Genomic DNA, 23493 nt, shown 5'->3' with positions numbered 1-23493 from the left:
GCGGCTCAGGGGGTCCCGGCCGTCGCCTGTGCCCAGCGGACCGCCGGGCCCATCGCGTACCCCGCCGTCAGGAACAGCGCGCCCAGCAGCAGCCAGCCCGGGGTGCCCCAGCCGATCACCGTCGTGCTCAGCAGCGCCGGGCCCACCGCCCGGGCCACCGACACCCCCGTGCCGAAGAAACCCTGGTACTGCCCCTGCTTCGCGGCCGGGGCGAGGGCGAAGCCGATCTCCCACGTGCCGGCCGACTGCAGCATCTCGCCCAGCACCTGCACCAGCGCGCCCGCCACCAGCACCGTGAACGCGGTCCACGGTGACGTTCCCGACGCCGACAACGCGAACGCCACGCACGACGCCAGCAGCAGCACGCCCGAGTGCCGGACCATGCGGGCCGCCGCGCCGATGCTCGCCAGCCGTCCCGCCACGCGGACCTGCAGCAGCACCACCACGACCGTGTTCAGCACGAACAACGCCGACACGGTCCACCCGGGCGCGGCCGTGCGTTCGGCGATCCACAGCGGGATGGCGACACTGAGCAGCGGCATGCGCAGCAACAGGATCGCGTTGAGCAGCGTCACCAGCGCGTACGGCCGGTCGCGCAGGACCGCCAGCTTCGGCTCGCCCGTGCGCGGCGACGCCGATCGCGGGACCACCGGAAGGCGGCTCAGCAGCACCGCCGTCACCGCGAAACCCGCGGCGTCGAACACGAAGACCGTCAGGTACGCCGAGGCCGTGTCGGCCGAGAGGGCCAGCCCGCCCAGCCCGGCACCGACCGCGAGTCCCGCGTTGCCCGCCGACTGCAGGTGCGCCCGGATGCGCGTCCGGTGCCGCGGGTCCGCCAGCGCCGCCAGCAATGCCTGCCGGACGGCGGCCAGGCCCGTCTGGCAGCTGCCGTAGACGCACGCGGCGACGACGAACGGCACCGGCGTGCGGACGAACAGGAACGCCAGGATCGACGCGCCGGTGGCCAGCGCCAGCAGCACCGCCGATCCCCGGGCGCCGTGCCGGTCGGCGAGGTGGCCCAGCGGCACGCCCGCCACCGAGCCCACCGCCCAGCCCAGGGTCAGGCCGAGCCCGACCTGCGCCGGCGTCAGGCCGGCGATCCGGGTGAAGAACAGCACCGAGCAGGTCAGGAACGCGCCGTCGCCGAGTGAGCCGGCCAGCTGGGCGGCCGCCAGCAGGCGGCCGGGGCGCGCGGGTGCGGGGCGGTCCAGAAGCAGCGTCATACGCTCACGGTAAGGCGGGACTTGGCCCGATCCCAGATCCAATTCTCCCGATTCGAATTGGGCCAATGTAGGCTCGCCGGATGGACTTCCACGTCAGCCTGGCCGGACGCGGTGACCTGTCCGTCCGGATCTACCGCCAGCTGCGCGACGCCGTGCTGGACGGCAGGCTGCGGGCCGGGGAGCGGTTGCCGCCGACGCGGGAGCTGGCGCGACGGCTGGCCGTCTCGCGCAACACCGTCGCGGTGGCCTACGACCGGCTGACGGCCGACGGCTTCCTCACCGGCCGGGTCGGCGCGGGAACCTACGTCAGCACGTCCCTCCCGGCGACGAAACCCCGCCGCGCGCCGTCCGGGCACGGGCCACGGCCGAAGGCGATCTGGCGGTCGCTGCCGCCGCCGGACGCGGCGGCCGCGCAAGCGCCGGTGTACGACTTCCGCGTCGGCATCCCCGACGCCGCCTTGTTCCCCCTCGAGACGTGGCGGCGGCTGCTCGCGCGGGAACTGCGGGACGCCGCCGGGTTCGCGCACTACGGCGACCCTGCCGGACACGCGGGCCTGCGCGCGGCGATCGCCCGGCACGTCGGCGTCTCGCGTTCGGTGCGCGCCGGCGCGGACGACGTGCTCGTCACCCAGGGCGCCCAGCAGGCCCTCGACCTGCTGTGCCGCGTGCTGCTCTCGCCGGGCGACCGCGTCGCCGTCGAGGAGCCGGGCTACCGGCAGGCGAAGCTGCTCTTCGCTTCCCACGGCGCCGAAATCGCCGGGGTGCCGGTCGACGGCGAGGGCCTGGACGTCGCCGCGTTGCCCGCGCGGACGAAGCTGGTGTACGTCACGCCGTCGCACCAGTTCCCGCTGGGGACGCCGATGTCCCTGCCCCGCCGCACGGCGTTGCTGGCGTGGGCCGAGCGCGCGGACGCGGTGATCGTCGAGGACGACTACGACAGCGAGTTCCGCTTCTCCGACCGGCCGCTGGAGCCGTTGCAGAGCCTGGACCGGGCGGGGCGCGTGGCGTACGTCGGCTCGTTCTCGAAGACGCTGCTTCCCATGCTGCGCCTGGGTTTCCTGGTCGCGCCGGCGTCGTTGCGGGACGCCCTGCGCCACGCCCGCCGGCTCACCGACTGGCACGGCGACCTGCCCGCGCAGGCCGCGCTGGCCCGGTTCGTCGACGAAGGGCTCTTCGCCCGCCACATCCGCCGCGCGACGAAGGTGTACGCCGAGCGCCACGAACGTCTCGTGTCTACTGTGGATGAACTCTTCGCCGGGCGCCTGCGCCGGATCCCGTCGGCCGCGGGCCTGCACCTGTGCGCCTTCGGCGAGGACGGCACCGACCTGGAGGCGGTGGCCGCCCGGGCCGCGCGCAACGGCGTGGTGGTGCAGGCGCTTTCCGATCTCTGCGGCGGATTTCCGGCGCCGGGGCTGGTCCTCGGCTACGGCTCGATCCCGGTGGAGCGGATCGGCGACGGCCTCGCGGCTCTCGACCGGGCCTGGCGGTCGTGAGTGAGAAACAGTGTGCTAACCCGGTTTCACGCTCACGACCGCGGCCGGCTGATCCGGGTGGTGGTCCCTTCGCCGTCGTGCCGCGATGAGCACGCCGCCCACGCCGGTCGCCAACGCCGCCGCCAGGACCAGGAGCCAGCCGTGGCGGAAGCCGGTCAGGCCGGGCGCGCCGGCGAAGATCGCCACCAGCACGGCCGTCCCGAGCACCGTGCCGATCTGCCGGGTCGTGTTCACCATCGACGAGCCCGCGCCCCAGCGTGACGGCGGCAGGACCGTGCCCACCACGCCCGACAGGCTCGGCAGGATCAGCCCCACCCCGATGCCGGTCAGCAGCTGGCCGGGCAGCATCGACCCGGCGTAGTCGCGCACCGAGTCCATGCGCAGCAGCCAGATCAGCACGCCCGCCCCGAACGACACGCCGCCGAGCGCGACCACCGGGCCCGGGCCGTGGCGGTGCACGAACCGGCCGCCGAGCACCGACACCGGCACCACCATCAGCGGGCCCGGCGCCAGCGACAGGCCGGCCACGAGGATCGAGTCGTGCCAGACCGAGGTCAGGAACAGCACATTGCCGAAGAGCATCGCGGCGAACCCGGCCGCGAACACGCCGGTCGTCACGCACGCCAGCCACAGCGTCGGGACGCGCAGCGCGGGCAGGTCCAGCACCGGCACCGCGTGCCGTGCCGAGCGCAGCGGCACCCAGGCCAGCGCCACCGCCGCGACCGCGAAGGCCACCAGGACGTCGGCGGCGTCCCAGCCGTGCTCGGGCGCCTCGACCAGCGCGTAGGCCAGCGCGCCCACGCCGGCCAGCAGCCCGGCCGCCCCGAGCAGGTCCGGCACGCCCGTCGACGTGTCCCGCGACTCCGGCAGGACCCGCGGGCCGGCCAGCAGCGTGACCGCGCAGATCGGCAGGTTCACCAGGAACACCCAGCGCCAGGACGCCTCGACCAGCAGGCCGCCGACCGGCGGGCCGAGCGCCGCGGCCGCCGCGCCGACCGACGCCCACACGCCGACCGCCATCGGCCGCCGGCGGGCCGGGAACGCCGTCAGCAGCAGCGCCAGCGACGTCGGCATGACCAGCGCGGCTCCGATGGCCTGCACCGCGCGGAACGCGATCAGCAGCGGGATCGACGGCGCGGCCGCGCACGCGGCCGACGCGAGGGTGAACACCGCGACGCCGAGCAGGAACAGCCGCTTGCGGCCGTACCGGTCGGCCAGCCGCCCGGCCGGTGCGAGGCAGGCGGCGAACAGCACCGTGTAGCCGTTGAGCACCCACGACAGCGTGGCGAGGTCGTCGCCGGGAAACGCCGCCCGGATGCCGGGGAAGGCGATCGTGACGATGAAGGTGTCCAGGCCGGCCAGGAACGCGGCCGTCGAGACGACCAGCAGCACGAGGCCGGGCTTGGGAGTGGCGCCGGTCATGGTCCTCCTAGGTTCGAAAACACAACCTAGCTGGAGAACGCGGGTTTCAATAAGAGACTGACGTGGTGGGAGCGGTCACGCCGCGGCCTGCTCCTCGGCCCGGGCCTTCAACGCGGCGAGGGTGTGCTCGATCGACCGGACGTTGTAGCCGGGCCGGTCGGCGCGGCCGGTCACGCGCGGGCCCATGAACTTCCGCACGACCCAGCTCCCGATCCGGTACCAGTTCTCGGTGACCCGGCAGCCGGCCGCGCTCGGCACCAGCACGTACTCCCACCGCGAGACCCGTGACCCGAACGGCGTCCGCACGTCGAAGGCGAACCGGTGCGGCGGCTCGAACCCCACCACGCGCACCCGCGTCCACCAGCTCAGCTCGCCGTTGCGGTTGCGGCCGCGGAACCGCGCCCCCAGTGCCGGGCCGGTGCCGTCCAGCCAGCGGCCGCCGACGTTCTCCGGGCTCAGCTCGCCCATCCGCGGCAGGTCGGTGACCCACGCCCACACGGTCGCCGGCTCGGCGGGGACGTCGATGCTGCGCGAAATCGTCGGCTCCACCCCCCGACGGTGACAGCGCCGCGACGCGCCCGGCAAGGCGTCGCGGCGATCTCCGCAGCAACGGAGAGCCGCCACCGGGGAAACCCCTGGAAAACCCACGTGCGAAACCCGGTTGCCGCCCGGCCGTTCTGGGTATCCCGCGCGCGAGGGTTCCCTACACGGAGGGGCGGTGGTCGGCGTGATCCCGATCGAGGTCGTGGGGATGGCTGTTCCGGTTCCCGGTGAGGCACCGCTGATGCTGCTGCGCGAGCCGGAGGGGGCGCGCCGCTGGCTCGCGATCATGATCGGGTACGGCGAGGCGGAGGCGCTCGTGCGGGCGCGCGAGCAGATCGCCCTACCGCGGCCCGGGACGATCGAGCTGCTCGGTGACGTGCTCGCGGCGTTCGGCCAGGGGGTCGCCGCGGTGGAGCTGACCGACGTGCGGGACGGGATCTTCTACGCCGACCTGGTGCTCGCCTCCGGGACCCGCGTGTCGGCCCGCCCGAGCGACGCGGTCGCGCTCGGCCTGCGCCAGGGCGCGCCGATCACCGTCGCCGAATCGGTGCTCGACGTCGCGTCGGTGCAGCTGGAGGTCGAGCAGGAGGCCGAGGGGCCGGCCGCCGACGTGCTGGACGCCGAGGCCGAGATCGCCCAGTTCCGCGCCGAGCTCGACGACCTGAGTCCCGAGGACTTCGGCGACCTGTAGCGCGGACACGCTCCCGCGGCGATGAATTCCGGCGGCGGCGCCGGTACATTCCGTCGACCGTCTCCGGCCGAACGGGAGAACGATGCAGGACTTCGCGGCCCGCACCGAGCCGCACCGGCGTGAGCTGCTGGTGCACTGCTACCGCATGCTGGGCTCGGTGCACGAGGCCGAGGACCTGGTCCAGGAGACGCTGATCCGGGCCTGGAAGGCGTGGGCGGGCTACGACCCGGCCCGCGCGTCGGTGCGCACGTGGCTCTACCGGATCGCGACCAACGCGTGCCTGACGGCGCTGGAAGGCCGGGCCCGGCGCCCGCTGCCGTCCGGCCTCGGCCGTCCGAGCGAGGACCCGCAGGCGCCGCTGACGCCGTCGTTCGAAATCCCGTGGCTGCACCCGTTCCCGGACGCGCGCCTGGACGACCCCGGCCTGCGGCTGGCCCGCCGGGGCACGCTGCGGCTGGCGCTGCTCGCGGCCATGCAGACGCTGCCGCCGAAGCAGCGCGCGGTGCTGATCCTGCGGGACGTCCTCGAGTTCAGCGCGGCGGAGGTGGCCGGCTTCCTGGACACGACGCCCGCGGCGGTCAACAGCGCCCTGCAGCGCGCCCGCGCGGGTCTCGGCGGCCTGTCGGCGGACGAGGTTCCCGAGCCGGACGACTCGGCGGTCGAAGCGGTCCTGGACCGCTATGTGCGGGCGTTCGAGCGCGCCGACATCGCCGGGCTGGTCGAGCTGCTGACCGACGATGTCGTGATGGAGATGCCGCCGGTGCCGCTGTGGTACCGCGGCCGCGACGGCTACGGCCGGTTCCTGGAACGGCTGTTCGCCATGCGCGGCCCGGACTGGCGCATGACCCGTACGGCGGCCAACGGCCAGCCGGCGCTGGTGGCGTACTGCCGCGACGACACCGGCGGGTACCGGCTGCACACCGTGCAGGTGTTCACGGTCACCGGGGGGCGGGTCGCGCACAACGTGGTGTTCGCCGATCCCGCCGTGCTGGCGCTGTTCGGCCTGCCCGCCACTCAGCCGGCGACGCGAGCCTCCGACGGACGGCCGTAGGCGCCGCCGTCGTTGCTGCGCTGCAGCAGGCCTTCGTCGACGAGGTAGCGGCGCAGCGTCGCGTGGTCGTCGTGGACCATCACGAGCTTCTCGCGGACTTCCCGCTCGGTGTAGAGCCGGCCCGGCTCGAACCGCTCGGCGAGATACGCGAGCAGCAGCTGCCGCCGCTTGCCCGAATGCGGGATCGTGACGAGCCGGCCGCGGCGGAACAGCGCGTCGAGCGGGTCGGCCGGGGCCTTGGCCAGCGCGTCGCGGAACACCTCGGGCGCGGCCCGGCAGCGGTCCTGCCCGAGCGTGACGAGCCCCGCGTCGGCCAGCCGCCGCACGAGCTTGGCCGGGACCTCGTCGTGGGGAAGTCCTTCGGGCGCGGCGCAGATGCGCGCGAACAGCAGCAGACGTGCCGGGTCCGCGAGGGCGGAGACGAGAGCTTCCGGTGCGGCCATGGCCTCCGACCGTACCGGCCGCCGCCCCGGCGGCGAACCGGATATCCGGTGTCCAGTAGGTTGCCTCGCGTGCCCCGTCCGCCGGTGACCGTGCCCGAGGCGGTGCTGCGCGTCTCGATCGTGGAGCGGCTGTTCGCCCGCGCGGACGACGACCGGCCGCTGTTCACCCACCAGGATCACACCCGCGGCGCCGAGCACACGCTGACGTGGGCCCAGTTCGCCGCCCGGGTCCGGGTCGTGGCGGGCGAGCTGCGCCGGACGGCCGAGCCGGGGGAGCGCGTCGCCGTCCTCGCCGGGCAGGAGCTGGCCTACCCGGTCGCCTTCTTCGGCGCGCTGGCCGCCGGACTGGTGGCGGTCCCGCTGATGGCGCCCGCGACCCGGGCCCAGGCCGACCGGCTCGCGGGGGTGCTGGCCGACTGCGGCGCCCGCGTCTGGCTGACGTCGTCGGCCGCGGCGGCGCGGCTGCCCGCGCACGAGCACGTCGTGGTGGTCGACGAGCTGACCGGGCCGGGCGCCGATCCGGTGCCCGTGGCGCCGGAGGATCCGGCCTATCTGCAGTACACGTCCGGTTCGACGCGCGAACCGGCCGGCGCGGTGATCCCGCACCGGGCGATCGTCGCGGCCTGCTGGCAGGGCTCGCGTGCCTACGCCGTGGACGAGGGCACCACCTGCGCCGGCTGGATCCCGTTCTTCCACGACATGGGCCTGATCCAGCTGCTGTGCCTGCCGGTCTTCGCCGGCGCGCGGGCGGTGTTCATGGCGCCGGCGGAGTTCGTCCACCGGCCGCGGCGGTGGCTGCGGCAGCTCGCGGACCACCCCGCCGTGTTCACCGCCGCCCCGAACTTCGCCTACGACCTCGCCGCCGACGCCGGCGCGGACGACGACCTCGATCTTTCGGACGTGCGCGTGGCGCTCAACGGCAGCGAACCCGTGCGGCCCCGGACGATCGAACGCTTCCAGGAAGTCTTCGGCCCGCGCGGGTTCCGGCGGGCGGCACACCGGCCTTCGTACGGACTGGCCGAAGCCACCGTGTACGTCGCGAGCGCGGGCCCGGAAGGCCCGCGCGGCGCCGTGTTCGACCGCGAAGCGCTCGCGCAGGGGCGGGCCGTCGAAACCGCCGGTGGCCAGGAGCTCGTGTCGGTGGGCCGCCCCGTCGGGCAGCTCGTCCGGATCGTCCGCGACGGCCGCGAGCAGCCCGAGGGCGCGGTCGGCGAAATCTGGGTGCGCGGCCCGAACGTCGCCACCGGCTACTGGGGCCGCGGCGACGCGGCCGCGTTCGGCGCCACCCTGGACGGTCTCGGCGGCTGGCTGCGCACCGGCGACCTCGGCGTCGTGCACCGCGGCGACCTCTACGTCACCGGGCGGCTCAAAGACCTGATCGTCATCGACGGCCGCAACTTCCACCCGCAGGACATCGAGGCGGCGGCGGGCGAGGCCCATCCCGCGATCCGCCGCGACCGCGTCGCCGCGTTCGGCGTCACGGACGAGCGAGGTGAAGGCGCGATGGTGGTGGCGGAGTGCGTTCGCGACGCCGGCGCGGACGTCAAGGAAGTCACCCGGGCCGTGCTGCGCGCGGTGTCGCGCGAGCACGATCTCACGCTCCGTGCGGTACATCTGGTCCCTTCCGGCGGACTTCCGCGCACATCGAGCGGCAAGGTCGCCCGGTCGGCCGCCAGGGCACGTTATGGTGGCGCCCGTGGGTGATCACCGCGCCGAGGTCACGAAGGTCGTCAGCGACACCTTCCGGCTCGACCCGGCCCTCGTCGAGCCCGACGCGCCCCTGGAGGAGCTGGGCATCGACTCGAAGGGCCGGATCCGGCTCCTGGCGGCGCTGGAGGTCTACTACGGCGTGACGATCGACCTGGACCTGCTCGATCGGTTCACCGACGTGGGTTCGGTGGCCGCCGTGCTCGCGGAAGCCCTGGGAACTGGCGGATCTACCGGAGAGGCGCGGAAATGAGCGGCGGGGGGTACACCGCGACGACCGAGGCGTTGTCGGCGGCGTCCAAGACCATCGGTGACCTGGCGGAGCACCTGCTCGACGACAACCCGGACCTGCAGACCCCGCAGGTGACGGCGGAGAAGTTCGGCCGCGCGCACGGCGCACACGCGGCGAAGTACACCGCGGGCGCGCAGGCGTTGTGGGCCGCGGTTTCCGGCTACAGCAGCACACTCGGCTCGTTCGGCGCGAACCTCGGTACCGCCGGGTCGAGCTACAGCGCGAACGAAGACTCGCAGTCGGCCGCGATCACGAACGCCGGAGCGCACTGATGGCCGACCGGAAGACGTGGTCCGACGTCAAGGCGGTGCTCGACGACCCGAGCGTCCCCGCCGCGCAGAAGACCGCGCTGATCAGCAGCTGGCTGCGGGAGAACCCGCCACCGCCGCCGTTCCTGGCCGACCAGGAACCCGACGACATCAAGCAGAAGCGGCAGGAAGCCGCCAAGTACGCCGGTGCGTACGACGCGAACCCGTTCTTCGCCGGCCAGTCCGTCGACGAGGCCTACGACAAGGCCAAGCAGAGCGGCGACCGGAACAGCTACAACCAGGACCAGGAAAAGAAGGCCGTCGACGAAGGCAAGGCGAAGCTCGACGGCACCCAGCCGCCGGCTTCGGGTGACGACGGGAGCAGCACGGGGACGAAGACGTCCGACGAGATCTTCGACGCGGCCGCCCCGGCGCTGAAGCTGTTCGAGACGTTCGGGTCGCTGCTGGCCAAGATCCCCGACGACTGCCGCGGCAACACCCGCCCGATCGACCTGGACAAGGACATCCGGGCGCCGTTCGACGAGCAGCGCGGGATCAGCTTCGCGGACTTCGTCGCGGACGCGGCGCACTTCAAGCGCGGCGCGGACACGGTGGACCGGACGCTGCAGGACACCGGCGCCCAGCTGAGCAGCCTGTACCGGACGTGGAGCGGCGCGGGAGCCGACGCGGCGTCGGACACCTACAACGACAAGATCCAGCCGAAGGCGGCCAAGCTGGCGCAGACGCTCGGCAACGCGAGCGAAGCGACCCTGCACACCGCGACCACGGTGTTCCAGCTGTGCAAGGGCAAGGCCGACGCGGTGGTCGGCATGTACACCGATCTGGTCGGCAAAGCGGACTACACGATGGCGCAGAAGGTGGTCGCCGTCGCCAACGGCGAACACGGCAACGAGGAGGACCTCGCCCAGATCGCGGGCTGGATGGACCTCAACTTCGGCACGAACCTCGTCCAGACGCTGAACGACCGGGGCTGCTGCGACGGCGACGAGATCAAGCAGCACGGCCAGGACCTGGCCAAGCAGTGGATCCAGAACCAGTTCAACCCCGACATGTGGGACCGGCTGTACCAAGGGTTCGCGAAGACTTGCAAGGACACGAAGGACCTGGTCGACCAGGCGTACGACGCGCTCGACAAGGTCATGGGCGCGGTGAAGAACGAGTTCGAGCGTGTGTCGCTGCCCGGTGGTTCCGGGGCCGGTGGTTCCGGGGCCGGTGGGCCGGGTGCCGCGGGTGGCTCGGGCGGCGGGGCCGGATCCGGTGCGGGTGTGCCGGATGGCTCGGGCACGGGTGTGCCTGGTGGGGGCTCGGGTGGATCGGGTGCGGGCGTGCCCGGTGGCTCCGGTGGCTCGGGCGCGGGTCTGCCGGATGGCTCGGGCGTGGGCGTGCCTGCCGGTTCGGGTGGCTCGGGTGCAGGTGTGCCCGGTGGCTCCGGTGGATCCGGCGCGGATGTGCCCGGTGGTTCGGGTGCGGGTATGCCTGGCGGTTCAGGTCTACCGGGTGGGTCCGGCGCGGGTGGGCCCAGCGGCTCGGGGGCGGGCGTCTCCGGTGGCTCGGGTTCCGGCGTGCTGGGCGGCTTCGGTGCGGCCGATGGTCCGGGCGGCTCGGGTCCGGATATCCCCGGCGGGGGAGCGGGCTCCGGCGGCGGCTCGGTGCCACCGATCCCCGACGGCGGTTCGGGTTCCGGCGTGCCCGGCGGCGGTGTGGACGTGCCCAGCGGCGCGAGCGGTGGCCCGGGTTCCGGCGGGGGCGGCGGTGGACCGTTGCCGTCGATTCCGGACCTGTCCACACCGTCCGGTGGTTCCGGCTCGGGCAGCGGATCCGGCGGGGGCGGCTCGATCCCGCCGATCCCGGATCTGTCCACACCTTCGGGGGAAAGCGGGGAAGCCACGACCCCGTCATCGGTACCACCCCCCGACGGCCAGGCCGCGGCGGAAGCGGCGAGGAAGCGGGCCGCGGATGCGCTGAGCCAGTTCAGCGGCCCGGGCATCCAGACGGAGTCGGGCAGCGGACCCGCGGGAGACGACGGCACGGCAGCGGACACGCCGAAGGAGTTCGGCGGCGACCCGATCAAGACGGACCCCACCGGCGACGGCGGCAAGCTGGGCGACGGCGAGCCGGACGTCCTGAAGGTCAAGCAGGGCGACAAGACGTTCGAGATGACCGAGCCCGACCACGACGGCAAGATGGACATCAAGGTCGGCGACGGCCCCGGCGACCCGAAGGACTTCAAGCTCGACTGGTCCACCGAGAGTCCACAAGGGACGGACGACGGCACGTACCACCCCGGCGCGGACGGCAAGATCCACATCGAGGACGGCGACGTCAAGATCACGGCCGAGCGTCCGGACGGCCCGGACGGCCCCACGGTGGTCACGGTCGACGACGGCAAGGGCACCCCGACGACCTACACACTGGGCGAGGAAGACAAGCCGTCGGACACACCCGGCGCCGACCTGCCCAGCCACCGCGGCACCCTCGACGACCCCGGCACGCACCACGCGGGCGACACTTCACACGGCGACGGCTCCCACAGCGGCGGCGAGGGCTCGCACTCCGGCGGCCACTCGCAGAGCAGCGGTTCGCACGGCGGTAGCGATTCGGGCAGCGACAACTCGCACAGCAGTGGTTCGCACGCAGGCGAGAACTCCCACGACGGCAGCGGTTCGCCGAGCAGCGACACTTCCCGCTCCAGCGAGTCGCACGGCGGCGGTTCCCACTCGGGTGGCACCTCGCACACCGGCGGCGCCGACAACCCAGCGCCCCATCACGGCGGGGGTGGGCCGTCGGCCGCCGGGTTCGCGGGTGGCTCGCACGGTGGCTTCCCGGCGCACAGCTTCGACGGTGGCGGACTCGGCGAAACACCCACGTCCGGCGGAGCCCACACCGGCACCGCGCAGCCGCAGCCCGTGGCCGCCTTCGCGCCCGCCGCTGCCGTCGGCGGGGCTGCCGGCCAGCCGATGTCCGGGATGCCCGGCGGCATGGGGGCCATGGGCGGTGGTGGTCACGGTGGCGGCGGGGGCGACACCGAACGGCGCTCGCCCGCCTACCGGATCGAAGGCGCCGTCTTCGACAACCTCGGTGAGCCCGGCCGCCGGATCATCGGCTCGCTGAACGACGACGACGACCCGCCGTCCGCCCGGACCTGGTAGGAGGACGCATGACCGACATCGCCGGCATGAAAGCCGAGCTGGACGGACTCGTCCGCGAACAGGCCGAGCGCCGCGCCCTGCGTGAACAGCGCGGCGAAGAGATCAAGGCCCAGTCGCACGAGTACATGACCAAGCAGGTCCAGGCGGCCGAGCGGTACGTGCAGCACCGCCGCGAACTCGCCCAGCGCAAGACGAAGTCCGGCTGGAGCACGGACCGGACGCACGCGGAACCCCCGTCGGCATTCGACGACCCGGTCGAGTTCCCCGCCGCACCGGGAAACCCGCCGATGCCCCCGCGGCCACCGAGGGACGAACCACCCCGCCCGACGCGCCGCCACCGCGCGGCCGAGGAGGACGACGAGGCTTTCGACAACAACCCCTGGTGAGCCGGGGCGATCACGCGCCCGGCGGTGGAGGCCGCCGACGACAACCCCGGGCCCACCACCGCGGGGCGACCCACCGGTCACGGCTCCCACAGATCGACGGCGATCTCCCGCAGCCGCTCGGTGAACACCCCTTCCGGACTCGCCCGGCCGAGCAGCTCCCGCAAATCAGCCTCGAACTCCTCCCGCCGGTCACCGAACAGATGGGGCGTCGAACTCGACAGCGAGAACACCGCCGCCACCACCTCGTCCGCCGAGCGGGTCACCACCGGGCCCGGCACCTCGAACCGCCGCCGGCGGCGGAACCCCGCTGCCCGGTAGATCTCGTCTTCGTCGCCCGGTGATCCGCGGCCCGCCCTCCGGACCCGGCCGAGGTACTCCTTGACCAGCTCCGCGATCTCCGCGTGCGGCACCGTTCCGTCGATGCCTTCGTGGGTCGTCGCGTGCACGTGCGCGCACACCCCGCCCCGGGTGAGCATTCCGTGCACCGTCGTCGCCACGCGAAGCCGGTCCAACCAGTGGAACGACTGGGCGAACGTCACCAGCCGGAACCGGCCGAGCCCGGCCGGCAGCTCCTCCGCACGCCGGTGCACCCACCGGCAGTGGCCGATTCCCGCCCGGCGCGCGAGCCGGTCCGCTTCGGCCAGCATGTCCGCGTCCGCGTCGAGCCCGACCGCCTCCGTGAACGACCCCGCCAGCAACAGCGTCAGCGACCCCGGCCCGCAGCCGACGTCGAGCAGACGCCCCGAGCCGTCCGAATCCAGTTCCGCGGCGAACGCCGTGGCCAGCTCCGCCGGATAGGCCACGCGGCCACGGGCGTAGTGGGCCGCACTGCCGGCGTACCGGGACGGATCCCGTTCCCAAGTCACGTTCTGCAGCCTACGGCCCTGATCGCGATACTCGGGTGTCATGGATTCCGCGAACTGGTGGCGCGACGCCGTCGTCTACGAGGTCTACGTCCGCAGCTTCGCCGACGCGGACGGCGACGGCACCGGAGACCTGGCGGGCCTGCGCTCCCGTCTCGGCTACCTGGCCGGCCTCGGCGTCGACGCGGTGTGGGCCACGCCGTGGTACCGCTCGCCGATGGTCGACGGCGGCTACGACGTCGAAGACCACCGGTCCGTCGACCCGCTGTTCGGCACCGACGCCGACGTCCCCGAGCTGGTCGCGGCGGCACACGAACTCGGGCTGCGGGTGCTCGTCGACGTCGTGCCGAACCACACCTCCGACCGGCACCGGTGGTTCCGCGCCGCGCTGGCCGCCGCGCCCGGCTCGCCCGAACGCGCGCGGTACCACTTCCGGGCCGGCCGTGGCCGGGACGGCGAGCTGCCGCCCACCGACTGGCGCAGCGTCTTCGGCGGCCCCGCCTGGACCCGCGTGCCCGGCGGCGAGTGGTACCTGCACCTGTTCGCCCCCGAGCAGCCCGACCTCAACTGGGACAACGCCGAAGTCCGGGCCGAGTTCGAGGACCTGCTGCGGTTCTGGTTCTCCCGCGGCGTCGACGGTGTCCGCATCGACGTCGCCCACGGCCTGCTCAAGGACCCCGCCTTCCCCGACCTGGGCGCCGACGACGAAGAGATCGTCCGGCCGCCCGGCCGCGGCCGCCACCCGCACTGGGACCTCGACGGCGTGCACGACATCTACCGCTCCTGGCGCAGGATCGCCGGCGAGTTCGAACCCGGCCGCGTGTTCGTCGCCGAAGCGTGGGTCGACCGGCCGGACCGCCTCGCGCGCTACGTCCGCCCGGACGAGCTGCACACCGCGTTCAACTTCGACTTCCTGCGCTGCGACTGGGACGCCGGCGCGCTGCGGGCCGTCATCGACCGGACGCTCGAAGCCCTGCCGCCGGTCGGCGCGCCGGCGACGTGGGTGCTGTCCAACCACGACGTCGTCCGGCACGTGACGCGGTTCGCGCCCGGCGGCGACCTGGCGCGGGGCACGCGGCGGGCCCGGGCGGCGCTGCTGCTGATGCTCGCCCTGCCCGGCGGCGCGTACCTGTACCAGGGCGAGGAACTCGGGCTGGCGGAGGTCGAGGACCTGCCCGAGGCCGTGCTCGCCGACCCGACGTGGGAACGGTCCGGGCACACCCGCCGCGGCCGCGACGGCTGCCGGGTACCGCTGCCGTGGTCGGGGACGGCGCCGCCGTTCGGGTTCGGCCCCGAAGGCGGGTCGCCGTGGCTGCCGCAGCCCGCCCACTGGCGGACGGCGACGGCCGAGGCCCAGGCGGCCGATCCGGCGTCCATGCTGAGCCTGTACCGCGCCGCGCTCGCCACACGCCGCGGCCACCCGGCGCTCGGCGACGGGACGATGACGTGGCTGCCGTCGTCTTCCGGCGTGCTGTCTTTCGCGCGGGAGCCGGGGTTCGCGTGCCTGGTGAACCTGTCGGACGAGGCGTGCGAGCTGCCCGGCGACGCGCGGGTGCTGCTGGCGAGCGTGCCGCCGGAGGACGGCCGGGTGCCGCCGGACGCGGCGGTGTGGCTCGATCGGAGTTGAGCCGGCCCCGCCGGGACGGGTTCGGTTGAGCGTGTGAAACCGGGGGCGACGGGGTATCCGGTCGCGTTCGTTTCGCCGCCGAGCCAGCCGGAGGTCGTCCGATGCCCGTCACCCAGCCCGCCGCCCCGCCCGCCACGGACGTCGTCGGCATGGCCGTGAAAGTCCTTGCCGCGCACGGATTGAGCGGCGCGGCCGCGCGCACCGCGCTCAAGGCGATGGCGCAGGAGCGCGGCCTGACGGTGGCGCGCTGCGCCGCGCTGGTGGTGGCCGCCGTCGACGGGAGGATGGGCTGATGACGGTCGCCGGAGGGTTTCCGCGCAGCGGCGACGAGGACACCGCCGCGGTCGGCGGGAGCGTGCTGCTCGCCGTCGGGCTGGTCGTCGCCTTCTTCACGTGGTGGTCGTGGTGGACGGTCGCCGGGCTCGCGCTGACCGCCGCGGGCGCGCTGTGGCTCACACTGGCGAACCGGCACGAGTAACCGGCCGCGGACGGGGAAAGCCTCCGCTGACCACCGAACGAGGAGGAGGCTTTCCGTGCCGGAGAACGAAGAGGACGTCATCGAGCTGCTGCAGCGGCAGCACCGGGAGATCCGCGAGCTGTTCGCCGGGCTGGAGACCGCGGACGGCGACCGCCGTCAGGAGCTGTTCCACGACCTCGTGCGGCTGCTCGCGGTGCACGAGACGGCGGAGGAAATGGTCGTGCACCCCGAGATCCGCGACCTCGAACCCGCCGCCGAGCCGGTCGTCGCGGCGCGGCTGGGCGAGGAGCACCGCGCCAAGGAACTGCTGAGCACCCTGCAGAAGATGGGGCCGGAGGCCGACGGCTTCGACACGCTCCTCGTGCAGCTGCGCGACGATGTGCTGGCCCACGCCGAGCACGAGGAACGCGAGGAGTTCCCGCTGCTGCGGGCGCACCGGCCGCCGGAGCGGCTGCGCGCGATGGCCGCGACGGCGAAGCTCGCCGAAGCGGTCGGGCCGACCCGGCCGCACCCCGGTGTCGAGAGCGCGACGGCGAACCTGGTCCTGGGCCCGCCCGCCGCGATCATGGACCGGGCGCGTGACCTCATCCGCGGCGCGCTGGGGAAGTGAGCGCGATGACCGAACCGGCCGACGACGACGTCACCGACCCCGAGGCGTTCGCCGAAGAGGCCGGCATCGATCCCACGCCGCAGGAGGTCGACGAGTACCGGGAGCTGGCGGAGAACAACCCGCCCTGGTCGTCGCCGGACTGAGTGGGTACCCCGTCGGCATGGCAGAGCATCCGGCCCGCAAACTGCGGCGTTACCAGCAGATGCGCGACTTCGGCCGCACCGCCGAGCCGGCGGGCGGCGCGGCCGGGCCCGACGGGCACCGGTTCGTGGTGCAGCGGCACCGCGCCCGCCGGCTGCACTACGACTTCCGGCTGGAGCTGGGCGGCGTCCTGGTCAGCTGGGCGGTGCCGAAGGGGCCGACGTTGGACCCGAAGGCGCGCCGGCTGGCCGTGCACGTCGAAGACCACCCGATCGAGTACGCCGACTTCGAAGGCGTGATCCCGCGCGGCGAGTACGGCGGCGGCGACGTCATCGTCTGGGACCGCGGCGTGTGGCAGCCGGTCGAGGACGACGCCGCGAAGGCGATCGAAGCCGGCACGCTGCACTTCGACCTCGACGGCGAAAAGCTGGCCGGCCGGTTCGTCCTGGTCCGCACCCGCCGCGGCGACGGCGGTGAGAAGGACCAGTGGTTCCTGCTGCACAAGCAGGACGAGCACGCCACGGCAGGCTGGGACGCCGAGGACCACCCGCGCTCGGTGAAGAGCGGCCGCACGAACGACGAGGTGGCGGCCGCGCCGGACGCGCTGTGGCACGGCGACCGGCCGGCCGCGGCGGCCGAAGAGCCGGTGGGCTTCCCGGCCGCGACCGACGACGAGCTGGCCGCACTGGACGCGCTCGGCGTCAAGGGCAAGTGGTCGGTCGCGGGCCGCGAGCTGGCGTTGACCAACCTGGACAAGGTGCTGTTCCCCGCCCGCGACGGCGGCAAGCCGGTGACCAAGCGCGACCTCATCCGGTACTACGTCACGGTCGGGCCGGTCATGCTGCCGTACCTGGCCGGGCGGCCGCTCAACACGCACCGGTTCCCGCAGGGCGTCACCGAGCCGGGCTTCTGGCAGAAGGAGGTCCCGCGGCACGCGCCGGAGTGGCTGACGACGTGGCGCAACGAGCGCGCCGACGCGGGCGAGAGCCAGCGGTACGTCGTCGCCGACAGCGTCGCGACGCTGGCCTGGCTGGCGAACTACGGCGCGCTGGAGCTGCACGCCTGGACGTCCCGAGCCGCGGACGTCGACCACCCGACGTGGGTGCTGTTCGACATCGACCCGGGCCCGGAGACGACGTTCGCGGAGGTGCTGGAACTGGCCCGGCTGCACCGGACGGCGCTGGAGCACCTCGGCCTGACCGGGCGGCCGAAGGTCACCGGCCAGCGGGGGATCCAGGTGTGGGTGCCGATCGCGCCGCACTGCACGTACGAGCAGACGCGCGAGTGGGCCGAGACGGTGTCGAAGACGATCGGGCGGGTGCTGCCGGACCTGGTCAGCTGGGCGTGGTCCAAGGACAAGCGCGGCGGCCGCGCCCGGCTCGACTACACGCAGAACGTGCTCAACAAGACGCTGGTCGCGCCGTACAGCGTGCGCCCGCGGCCGGGGGCGCCGGTGTCGGTGCCGCTGGAGTGGGACGAACTGGACGATCCGGAGCTGACGCCGGACCGGTGGACGATCCGGGAGGTGCCGTCCCGCCTGGCCGAGCGGGGCGACCCGTTCGCGGCGCTGGCCGGTGTGGAGCAGAAGCTGCCGGGGCTGTAACGGCCGGCGTTCGGCGGTCTGCCGGCCGCTCAGGCGTCCACCGTCTCCAGCCGCCGGGGGCGTAGCCGGTCCAGTTCCTGCGGGGACAGGTGCGGCCGGCCGCCCGCGTGTTCCGTTGTCGCCGCCGCGGCCGCCACCGCCAGGCAGGCCGCCGTCTCCAAGGGGCGGCGGCGGGTCAGCGCCGCTGTCAGCGTCGCGATCAGCGCGTCGCCCGCGCCGGTCGGGTCCACGACCTGCGTCCGCACGTGGGGCACGAACCACGACCCCTCCGGGCCGGCGAACAGGTTGCCCCGTCCCGCCACCTCCAGCACCACCAGCGACGGGCCGCGCCGCCGCAGGTCCGCGGCCGCTCGGGCCGCACTGGCGATGTCGGCCACCGGACGGCCGGTGAGCAGTTCGGCTTCGTGTCCGTCCGCGCGCAGGACGTCCGCCAGCGCGAGCAGGTCGGTGGTCAGCGTGTCGTCCTGGGGCGCGCCGTCCAGCACCACGCGCGTGCCCGCGGTGTGGGCCAGCCGGGCCGCCAGCAACGCCGGCGCCGCGGGCTGCTGCAGCTGGACGATCAGCGAGCCGGCGGCCGAGATCGGGGCGGACGCGGCGAAGACGTCGGTCTCGGTGACCAGCGTCCCCTCGGGAACGTGCTCGAGGTAGCGGCGGCGGCCGCGGTCGTCGACCACGTCGATGAGCAGTGCCGTCTCGGTCCCGGGCCGGCGGACCACGTGGGACGTGCCGATCCGGTCGGCGCGGGCCTGGGCGCGCAGGGCGTCGCCGGTCCGGTCGGCGCCGACGACGCCGACCAGCGACACCCCCACGCCGAGCTGGCTCAGCGCCACCGCCTGGTTGGCGCCCTTGCCGCCGAGCATCTCCTTGCGGTGCTTCACCGGCGCCGACGAGTCTTCGCCGGGCGCGTCCGGGACCTCGATCACCAGGTCGCGGGCGATCTGCCCGACGACCACGACTTCGCTGAACATCAGCGGTACCGCCGGTCGGTCATGGCGCCTCCTCGGATTCGATGATCGGCTACCCCGGCCGGGGCGGCGGATAAACCGCACGTTCGGGTCGAGCGGCACGCGCGGTGCGGTGATCGTCACAGGGTGAACCGGCGTTGCGCCGGACGGCGGCGCAGGTTGCTCCCGCATCGGATGTGGGCCCGGGCGTGATCGGGTAAATCAGTAGGCGTGACCGAGATGCTGATGAACGCGGCCGACCGGTGGAGACCGCTGACCGAGCTGCTGCACGCCCTGCTCGAGCGCATCGCGGGCGAACTGCCCGGGTGCCTGGGCGCGGGCCTGACCGTCAGCCACGCCGGCCGGGCGCCGGCGGTGCTGGCCACCGCCGGGATCGGGGAGAAGCTGCTCCCGCTCCAGCTGGCGCACGGCGGCCCGGTCGCCGTCGCGGCCGCCGGCGGGGAGCCCGTGCTGACCGACGAGCTGTTCGCCGACGAGCGCTGGCCCGCGTTGAACGGCGACGTCGTCTTCGCCGGCCACCCCGAGCTGGCCGAAGTCCGCGGAGCCGCCGCGCTGCCCGGGAGCTGGGACGACGGCGGCACGTTCGTGCTGTCGGCGACGTTCGACCGGCCGCCCGGCGGCGACGTCCTGGCCGTCCTGCGGCGCTACGAGAAGCTCACCGAGACGATCCTGGTCGTCGCCGAGACGGCCACCGCGGGCGACCCGGACCAGACGCTGGACCTGCTGGCCTCCCGCGCCGCCATCGAGCAGGCGAAAGGCGTGCTCATGGCGGTCCGCCGGTGCTCGCCCGACGAGGCGTGGCAGACGCTGCGGCGCGCCAGCCAGGAGTTCAACGTCAAGGTCCGCGAGCTGGCCGTGGCCCTGGTCGGGCACGTCGGCGGCGGCCCCGCGCCCCAGCCGGCCGGCACCCCGGAGATCCGCCCGGGCGCCCCGGCGCACCGCGCGGCCGAGCGGCTCTGGGCGGCGTTCACCGCGAACTGAGGCGTTTCCGTTCCGGCGGTTTGGGTATCAAGATCCCGTCCTTGATCACCCGCTGCGACGCCGGCCCCGCGCCGGCGCGGAAGGCCTGCCGAACCCGTGTCCCCCATGTCCCCGGTCTCCGCGCGGCCGTCCCCGCTGACCGCGCGCCGGACGCAGTACCGACCTGGCCTCCTGGTACTGACGTTCACCGGCGAGATCGACGCACTGACCCTGCCGATCCTGCAGCGCGAGCTGGCGGCGGCCCCACCGGGCACGACGGTGGTGGACCTCACCCGCGTGGCCTTCCTCGGCCTGGCGGGCGCCCGGGCTCTGGCGGCGGCCGCCCAGCGCGCGGCCGGGGAAGGCAGCCGCTTCGGGGTGGTGGCGACCAGCCGGACGTTGGCCAGGCTGTTCCGGATCACGGGGCTGGCCTCGGTGGTCCCGATGTTCGCGTCGCTGTCGGACGCGCTGCGGGAGCTGCTGGCGGTCCACGACACAGCTTGCTGACCCGGCGGCGACGCGCTCCGGCGGGCGACGAACACCGAACCGGCCGCGGCCGCCTCGCCGGGTCAGCGCTCCAGCCACCTGGCGACCAGCACCCCGGCGTCGTGGTGGAGGTCGCCCCCGCCGTGGGACAGGACCGCCTGGGTCAGGCGGCGGGCCGTCTCCGGGGGCAGCACCTCGTCCGCCAGGTACTCCGCCACCCGGTCGCGGCCGAACGGTGCGCCCGCGCGGTCCGTCGTCTCCGCGAGGCCGCGCGAGTACACCGCCAGGACATCTCCCGGGCGGAGGTGGACTTCCGTGGCGCGCAGGGACTGCTCATCCGCGGCGAACCGGGCCGCGACCGCCCCCGTGCCCGGCAGCGGCGCGCCGTCGCGGACGATCAGCGGTGCCGGGTGGCCCGCGTCCAGCCAGCGCAGCACGCCCGTGCGCAAGTCCAGCTCCGCGACCACCCCGGTGACCGCCGACGCCCGGTCGTCCAGCTCCTTGCCGACCGCGATGTACTGCTCCGCCAGCGAAGCCCCGTCACGGCGGGCGGCGCGGTAGGCGGCCAGGGCGTTCACGACCGCGTAGCTCGACGTGCTCGACCGCGCGCCCGCGTCGAACATCGCCAGCTGCGCCCGCCGCTCCGAAAGCGCGTAGTCGAACACGACGCCACCCAGGTCGTACGCCGGCTGGACGCTGCCGCCGACGACCACGCTCTCCGTCGCTCCGGTGAGCGGCGGCAGGTTCTGCCACAGCAGCTCGGCCGGCGACGCACGGTGACGGCGACGGCGCCGCACGTCGAGACCGTCGCCGTACTGGGTCGTGATCGTCACCAGGTGCCCCAGCAACGCGGACAGCCAGCGGCACTGCTCCCGCAGCACCGGGTCGTCCGGGTCGGCGCCGTCGGTCGGGACGATCTCCAGCACGCCGAGCCGTTCCACGCCGTCGAGCAGCACCGCCCACAGCGTCGGGTCCGGCCCGTCACGGGTCACGGTGGTTCCCGCCCGGCGGAAGACGTCGCCGGCGACGGTCGTCTCGATGTCCAGGCCGACGGCGGATTCCGCGCGCAGCGGCACGAGCGTCCGCTGGTCGTAGTCGGCGAGGTAGATGCCGATCCGCAGGTCGAGCGCGCGGCCGGCTTCGGCGACGATGGCGGGCAGCCGCTCGGGCGGCGCGCGGTGGGCGCCTTCGAGCAGGTCGACGAGCGCCTTCAGCGGGCCGTGCAACGGCTTGGCGTCGCGCACCGAATGGCTGTACGGCGCGCGCGGTGGCCCGGACAGCTCGTCGAGCCGTTCGTTGACGGCGTGGGCGAGCATGTCGCGGTCGAGCCGGGGGAGCGCGGTCAGCCCGTTGAGGTAGGCGTCGAGGTCCAGCAGGCTCAGGCTGCCACCGAGCGCGAAGTACCGCATCCACAGCTGCTCCGGCGTCAGGTGGCTCTGCGCGAAGCAGGCGGCGAGCAGCCGCTGTTGTTCCTCTTCGGGCAAGAAGCGCATCGGCGGGCTCACCTTCCCCGCGGTGCCGGCGCGAGCAGCTCGGCGGCGGCCTCGGCGGGACTGCGGCCGGCGGCGCGGGCCAGCGAAAGGAGGCGGTCGAAGGCGGTCTCCTCGTCCAGGCCGTCCCGGCCCATGAGGAAGCCTTTCGCCATCGTGACCCGGTCCCGGTCGCGGAGGGTGTGCTTGAACTGCTCGCTGAAGCGGCTGGCCCGCTCGTAGGCGCGGGCGTTGGCGACCAGCACGGCGGCGCGGCCGGCGAACGTCGCCAGCGTCCGCTCGTCGGTGCCGCCGAACGCGCCGGGCGTCTTCGCGTAGAGCTTGATCGCGCCGTGGCAGCCGTCTTCGCTGACCAGGGGCGTGGTGAGCACCGACCGGAGCCCGAGGCCGGCGACCGCGGCGCACCAGCGTGGCCAGCGCCGCTCGGTGGCGACGTCGTCGATCCGCATCGGCGAGCGCTCCGCCAGCGCGGCCATGCAGGGCCCCTCGCCGAGTTCGTACTGCAGGTTGTCGGCGTCGCGCACGAGCGGGCCGGACGCGCTCGTCGTGACGGGAGCGCCGTCGCCGTCGTCGACGAGGGTCACCCCGGCGCCCGCCGCGGTGGTGATCGTCGTGCCGGCGAGGGAGACGATCAGCTCCAGCACCGAGTCGACGGTCTCGCGCGAGAGCAGCAGTCCCGACATCCGCGCCGCGACCGCCGCCAGCTCTTCCTCCAGCGGCAGTCCGCCCGCCTTCTCCGACGCCATGGCCGCTGATTACCAAGCGGAGGCCGCCGTCAAACGTGCGGCGGTGACATGGCTCGCCAGGGACTGGGTACCCGGGGGGATTCACGGACGACGCGAGGAGTGGACATGGAACTGCCGGAGCCCGCCGTCACGGCCGCGCCGCTGCTCGACGAGGTCACGGGGGCGCTCGAAGCGCTGACCGCGGTCCTGCGGCAGGAAGACGACCTGCTGATCCTGTTGCGGCACGTGTGCCTGCAGGCACGCCACGCCGTCCCGGGCGTCGCCGAAGCGTCCGTCACGCTGGTCATCGGGGACACGCCGCACACGGCGTCGGCGACCAGCGCGATCGTCGGCGAGCTCGACGCCGGCCAGTACCGCATCGGCGACGGCCCCTGCCTGGAGGCGGTCCGCACCGGCAAGATCGTCCGCACGTCGGTGACCGAGGCGGCCGAGCGCTGGCCGTCGTTCGCGGGCCAGGCCCGGGAAGCCGGCTTCGGCAGCTTCCTCGCCGCGCCGCTGGTGGCCGACGAGGAGTACTCCGGCGCGCTCAACTGCTACGGACGCGAGGACGACGGCTTCGCGGAGACCGAAGCCCAGCTGCTCGAGCTCTACACGGCCGCGGTGGAGGCGATCTTCCGCGTCTACCACCGGTACGTGCGGGCCCGCGAGACGGCCGAGCACCTGCGCACGGCGCTGACCTCCCGGGCGGTCATCGACCAGGCGAAGGGGATGCTGATGGCGATCCGCCGGATCGGCGCCGACGACGCGTTCGCCTTGCTGGTGGAGCAGTCGCAGCGGGAGAACGTGAAGCTGCGCGAGGTCGCGGAGCGGTTCGTCGAGCGGGTCGTTTCGAGTGGTGCCGGGTGAATTCCGCGG

25 protein-coding genes are annotated in these 23493 nt (G+C 74.0%); 17 read left to right on the top strand and 8 right to left on the bottom strand.

The genetic code is table 11. The features are described 5' to 3' along the window. Window positions 1-5: 5 nt before the first annotated feature. Complete coding sequence (locus tag BT341_RS29350) at window positions 6-1223, bottom strand: MFS transporter (RefSeq protein WP_072479357.1); 1218 nt, start codon at window positions 1221-1223, stop codon at window positions 6-8. Window positions 1224-1303: 80 nt separating this feature from the next. Here BT341_RS29350 and pdxR point away from each other — a divergent pair, with 80 nt between their 5' ends. Continuing rightward, window positions 1304-2716 (top strand): MocR-like pyridoxine biosynthesis transcription factor PdxR, encoded by a 1413-nt coding sequence (gene pdxR / locus BT341_RS29345; protein ID WP_072479356.1) that lies wholly within the window; start codon window positions 1304-1306, stop codon window positions 2714-2716. A 15-nt stretch (window positions 2717-2731) separates the two neighbouring features. Here the strand turns inward: pdxR and BT341_RS29340 are convergent, their stop codons facing one another. Together BT341_RS29340 and BT341_RS29335 are read right to left on the bottom strand one after the other, a co-directional pair. Then, window positions 2732-4138, bottom strand: coding sequence for an MFS transporter (locus BT341_RS29340; protein WP_072479355.1), 1407 nt, complete (start codon window positions 4136-4138; stop codon window positions 2732-2734). Window positions 4139-4213: 75 nt separating this feature from the next. Beyond that, the gene (locus BT341_RS29335; protein WP_072479354.1) at window positions 4214-4687 is read right to left on the bottom strand and encodes an SRPBCC family protein; all 474 of its coding nucleotides are present in this window, start codon (window positions 4685-4687) and stop codon (window positions 4214-4216) included. Between the two features lie 169 nt (window positions 4688-4856). Here BT341_RS29335 and BT341_RS29330 point away from each other — a divergent pair, with 169 nt between their 5' ends. Then, window positions 4857-5372 carry a bifunctional nuclease family protein gene (locus tag BT341_RS29330; protein ID WP_072479353.1) on the top strand — a complete coding sequence of 172 codons (516 nt, stop codon included), beginning with the start codon at window positions 4857-4859 and terminating at the stop codon, window positions 5370-5372. Window positions 5373-5454: 82 nt separating this feature from the next. Continuing rightward, a complete protein-coding gene (locus BT341_RS29325; RefSeq protein ID WP_072479352.1) occupies window positions 5455-6423 on the top strand; it encodes a sigma-70 family RNA polymerase sigma factor in 969 nt (322 codons plus the stop codon). Here BT341_RS29325 and BT341_RS29320 read toward each other — a convergent pair. Further along, entirely contained in the window at window positions 6387-6866 is a 480-nt protein-coding gene (locus BT341_RS29320) for a DUF2087 domain-containing protein (protein ID WP_072479351.1), read from the bottom strand. The genes BT341_RS29325 and BT341_RS29320 overlap by 37 nt on opposite strands. A 69-nt stretch (window positions 6867-6935) precedes the next feature. On the opposite strand from BT341_RS29320, the gene BT341_RS29315 reads away from it, so the two are divergent. The 5 genes from BT341_RS29315 to BT341_RS29295 are packed head-to-tail and all read left to right on the top strand — an operon-like array spanning window position 6936 to window position 12669. After that, window positions 6936-8570, top strand: coding sequence for a fatty acyl-AMP ligase (locus BT341_RS29315; protein WP_425426405.1), 1635 nt, complete (start codon window positions 6936-6938; stop codon window positions 8568-8570). Continuing rightward, window positions 8551-8826 (top strand): acyl carrier protein, encoded by a 276-nt coding sequence (locus BT341_RS29310; protein ID WP_072479349.1) that lies wholly within the window; start codon window positions 8551-8553, stop codon window positions 8824-8826. The genes BT341_RS29315 and BT341_RS29310 overlap by 20 nt, the downstream gene beginning before the upstream one ends. Then, window positions 8823-9137, top strand: coding sequence for a hypothetical protein (locus BT341_RS29305; protein ID WP_072479348.1), 315 nt, complete (start codon window positions 8823-8825; stop codon window positions 9135-9137). The genes BT341_RS29310 and BT341_RS29305 overlap by 4 nt, the downstream gene beginning before the upstream one ends. Continuing rightward, on the top strand, window positions 9137-12283 hold the full coding sequence (locus BT341_RS29300; protein WP_072479347.1) for a WXG100 family type VII secretion target: 3147 nt from the start codon (window positions 9137-9139) through the stop codon (window positions 12281-12283). Before BT341_RS29305 ends, BT341_RS29300 begins: the two co-directional genes overlap by 1 nt. Window positions 12284-12291: 8 nt before the next feature. Further along, window positions 12292-12669, top strand: a complete 378-nt coding sequence (locus tag BT341_RS29295) for a hypothetical protein (RefSeq protein WP_072479346.1) — start codon at window positions 12292-12294, stop codon at window positions 12667-12669. A 77-nt stretch (window positions 12670-12746) separates the two neighbouring features. Here BT341_RS29295 and BT341_RS29290 read toward each other — a convergent pair whose 3' ends face one another. Next, window positions 12747-13535, bottom strand: coding sequence for a class I SAM-dependent methyltransferase (locus BT341_RS29290; RefSeq protein ID WP_245805143.1), 789 nt, complete (start codon window positions 13533-13535; stop codon window positions 12747-12749). A gap of 40 nt (window positions 13536-13575) precedes the next feature. Here BT341_RS29290 and BT341_RS29285 point away from each other — a divergent pair, with 40 nt between their 5' ends. The 6 genes from BT341_RS29285 (at window position 13576) to ligD (ending at window position 17991) form a co-directional block, all read left to right on the top strand. After that, window positions 13576-15159, top strand: a complete 1584-nt coding sequence (locus BT341_RS29285) for a glycoside hydrolase family 13 protein (protein ID WP_072479344.1) — start codon at window positions 13576-13578, stop codon at window positions 15157-15159. 101 nt (window positions 15160-15260) lie between these two features. Then, a complete protein-coding gene (locus BT341_RS29280; RefSeq protein ID WP_072479343.1) occupies window positions 15261-15452 on the top strand; it encodes a hypothetical protein in 192 nt (63 codons plus the stop codon). Beyond that, window positions 15452-15637: a hypothetical protein gene (locus BT341_RS29275; RefSeq protein WP_072479342.1), complete on the top strand. Its 186-nt coding sequence runs from the start codon at window positions 15452-15454 to the stop codon at window positions 15635-15637. Before BT341_RS29280 ends, BT341_RS29275 begins: the two co-directional genes overlap by 1 nt. A 55-nt stretch (window positions 15638-15692) precedes the next feature. After that, window positions 15693-16247 (top strand): hemerythrin domain-containing protein, encoded by a 555-nt coding sequence (locus BT341_RS29270; protein WP_072479341.1) that lies wholly within the window; start codon window positions 15693-15695, stop codon window positions 16245-16247. Between the two features lie 5 nt (window positions 16248-16252). Continuing rightward, window positions 16253-16390 carry a hypothetical protein gene (locus BT341_RS45540; protein ID WP_177328916.1) on the top strand — a complete coding sequence of 46 codons (138 nt, stop codon included), beginning with the start codon at window positions 16253-16255 and terminating at the stop codon, window positions 16388-16390. Between the two features lie 17 nt (window positions 16391-16407). Beyond that, window positions 16408-17991 (top strand): non-homologous end-joining DNA ligase, encoded by a 1584-nt coding sequence (gene ligD, locus BT341_RS29265; RefSeq protein WP_072479340.1) that lies wholly within the window; start codon window positions 16408-16410, stop codon window positions 17989-17991. 29 nt (window positions 17992-18020) lie between these two features. Here ligD and BT341_RS29260 read toward each other — a convergent pair whose 3' ends face one another. Beyond that, entirely contained in the window at window positions 18021-18959 is a 939-nt protein-coding gene (locus BT341_RS29260) for a PfkB family carbohydrate kinase (RefSeq protein WP_072479339.1), read from the bottom strand. A 216-nt stretch (window positions 18960-19175) separates the two neighbouring features. On the opposite strand from BT341_RS29260, the gene BT341_RS29255 reads away from it, so the two are divergent. Together BT341_RS29255 and BT341_RS29250 are read left to right on the top strand one after the other, a co-directional pair. Next, window positions 19176-19937 (top strand): ANTAR domain-containing protein, encoded by a 762-nt coding sequence (locus BT341_RS29255; RefSeq protein ID WP_245805362.1) that lies wholly within the window; start codon window positions 19176-19178, stop codon window positions 19935-19937. 105 nt (window positions 19938-20042) lie between these two features. Further along, window positions 20043-20423 (top strand): STAS domain-containing protein, encoded by a 381-nt coding sequence (locus BT341_RS29250; protein WP_245805142.1) that lies wholly within the window; start codon window positions 20043-20045, stop codon window positions 20421-20423. 62 nt (window positions 20424-20485) lie between these two features. On the opposite strand, the gene BT341_RS29245 is transcribed toward BT341_RS29250, so the two are convergent. Next, window positions 20486-21895 (bottom strand): PP2C family protein-serine/threonine phosphatase, encoded by a 1410-nt coding sequence (locus BT341_RS29245; RefSeq protein ID WP_072479336.1) that lies wholly within the window; start codon window positions 21893-21895, stop codon window positions 20486-20488. A gap of 8 nt (window positions 21896-21903) precedes the next feature. Further along, window positions 21904-22638: a GAF and ANTAR domain-containing protein gene (locus BT341_RS29240; RefSeq protein ID WP_072479335.1), complete on the bottom strand. Its 735-nt coding sequence runs from the start codon at window positions 22636-22638 to the stop codon at window positions 21904-21906. 105 nt (window positions 22639-22743) lie between these two features. Here BT341_RS29240 and BT341_RS29235 point away from each other — a divergent pair, with 105 nt between their 5' ends. Then, complete coding sequence (locus tag BT341_RS29235; RefSeq protein ID WP_072479334.1) at window positions 22744-23484, top strand: GAF and ANTAR domain-containing protein; 741 nt, start codon at window positions 22744-22746, stop codon at window positions 23482-23484. Window positions 23485-23493 lie beyond the last annotated feature (9 nt).

It is taken from the genome of Amycolatopsis australiensis (assembly GCF_900119165.1).
Taxonomy (GTDB): domain Bacteria; phylum Actinomycetota; class Actinomycetes; order Mycobacteriales; family Pseudonocardiaceae; genus Amycolatopsis; species Amycolatopsis australiensis.
The sequence above is the reverse complement of the archived record's forward strand: the minus strand, read 5'-3'. Positions and strand labels throughout refer to the sequence as shown.

Coding starts and splice junctions, on each gene's coding strand:
- BT341_RS29295 (WP_072479346.1), top strand. CDS start 12,292: ATGACCGACATCGCCGGCATGAAAGCCGAGCTGGACGGACTCGTCCGC.
- pdxR (WP_072479356.1), top strand. CDS start 1,304: ATGGACTTCCACGTCAGCCTGGCCGGACGCGGTGACCTGTCCGTCCGG.
- BT341_RS29245 (WP_072479336.1), bottom strand. CDS start 21,895: ATGCGCTTCTTGCCCGAAGAGGAACAACAGCGGCTGCTCGCCGCCTGC.
- BT341_RS29300 (WP_072479347.1), top strand. CDS start 9,137: ATGGCCGACCGGAAGACGTGGTCCGACGTCAAGGCGGTGCTCGACGAC.
- BT341_RS29350 (WP_072479357.1), bottom strand. CDS start 1,223: ATGACGCTGCTTCTGGACCGCCCCGCACCCGCGCGCCCCGGCCGCCTG.
- BT341_RS29255 (WP_245805362.1), top strand. CDS start 19,176: ATGCTGATGAACGCGGCCGACCGGTGGAGACCGCTGACCGAGCTGCTG.
- BT341_RS29340 (WP_072479355.1), bottom strand. CDS start 4,138: ATGACCGGCGCCACTCCCAAGCCCGGCCTCGTGCTGCTGGTCGTCTCG.
- BT341_RS29260 (WP_072479339.1), bottom strand. CDS start 18,959: ATGTTCAGCGAAGTCGTGGTCGTCGGGCAGATCGCCCGCGACCTGGTG.
- BT341_RS45540 (WP_177328916.1), top strand. CDS start 16,253: ATGACCGAACCGGCCGACGACGACGTCACCGACCCCGAGGCGTTCGCC.
- BT341_RS29285 (WP_072479344.1), top strand. CDS start 13,576: ATGGATTCCGCGAACTGGTGGCGCGACGCCGTCGTCTACGAGGTCTAC.
- BT341_RS29275 (WP_072479342.1), top strand. CDS start 15,452: ATGACGGTCGCCGGAGGGTTTCCGCGCAGCGGCGACGAGGACACCGCC.
- BT341_RS29280 (WP_072479343.1), top strand. CDS start 15,261: ATGCCCGTCACCCAGCCCGCCGCCCCGCCCGCCACGGACGTCGTCGGC.
- BT341_RS29235 (WP_072479334.1), top strand. CDS start 22,744: ATGGAACTGCCGGAGCCCGCCGTCACGGCCGCGCCGCTGCTCGACGAG.
- BT341_RS29240 (WP_072479335.1), bottom strand. CDS start 22,638: ATGGCGTCGGAGAAGGCGGGCGGACTGCCGCTGGAGGAAGAGCTGGCG.
- BT341_RS29320 (WP_072479351.1), bottom strand. CDS start 6,866: ATGGCCGCACCGGAAGCTCTCGTCTCCGCCCTCGCGGACCCGGCACGT.
- BT341_RS29250 (WP_245805142.1), top strand. CDS start 20,043: ATGTCCCCGGTCTCCGCGCGGCCGTCCCCGCTGACCGCGCGCCGGACG.
- ligD (WP_072479340.1), top strand. CDS start 16,408: ATGGCAGAGCATCCGGCCCGCAAACTGCGGCGTTACCAGCAGATGCGC.
- BT341_RS29310 (WP_072479349.1), top strand. CDS start 8,551: ATGGTGGCGCCCGTGGGTGATCACCGCGCCGAGGTCACGAAGGTCGTC.
- BT341_RS29305 (WP_072479348.1), top strand. CDS start 8,823: ATGAGCGGCGGGGGGTACACCGCGACGACCGAGGCGTTGTCGGCGGCG.
- BT341_RS29325 (WP_072479352.1), top strand. CDS start 5,455: ATGCAGGACTTCGCGGCCCGCACCGAGCCGCACCGGCGTGAGCTGCTG.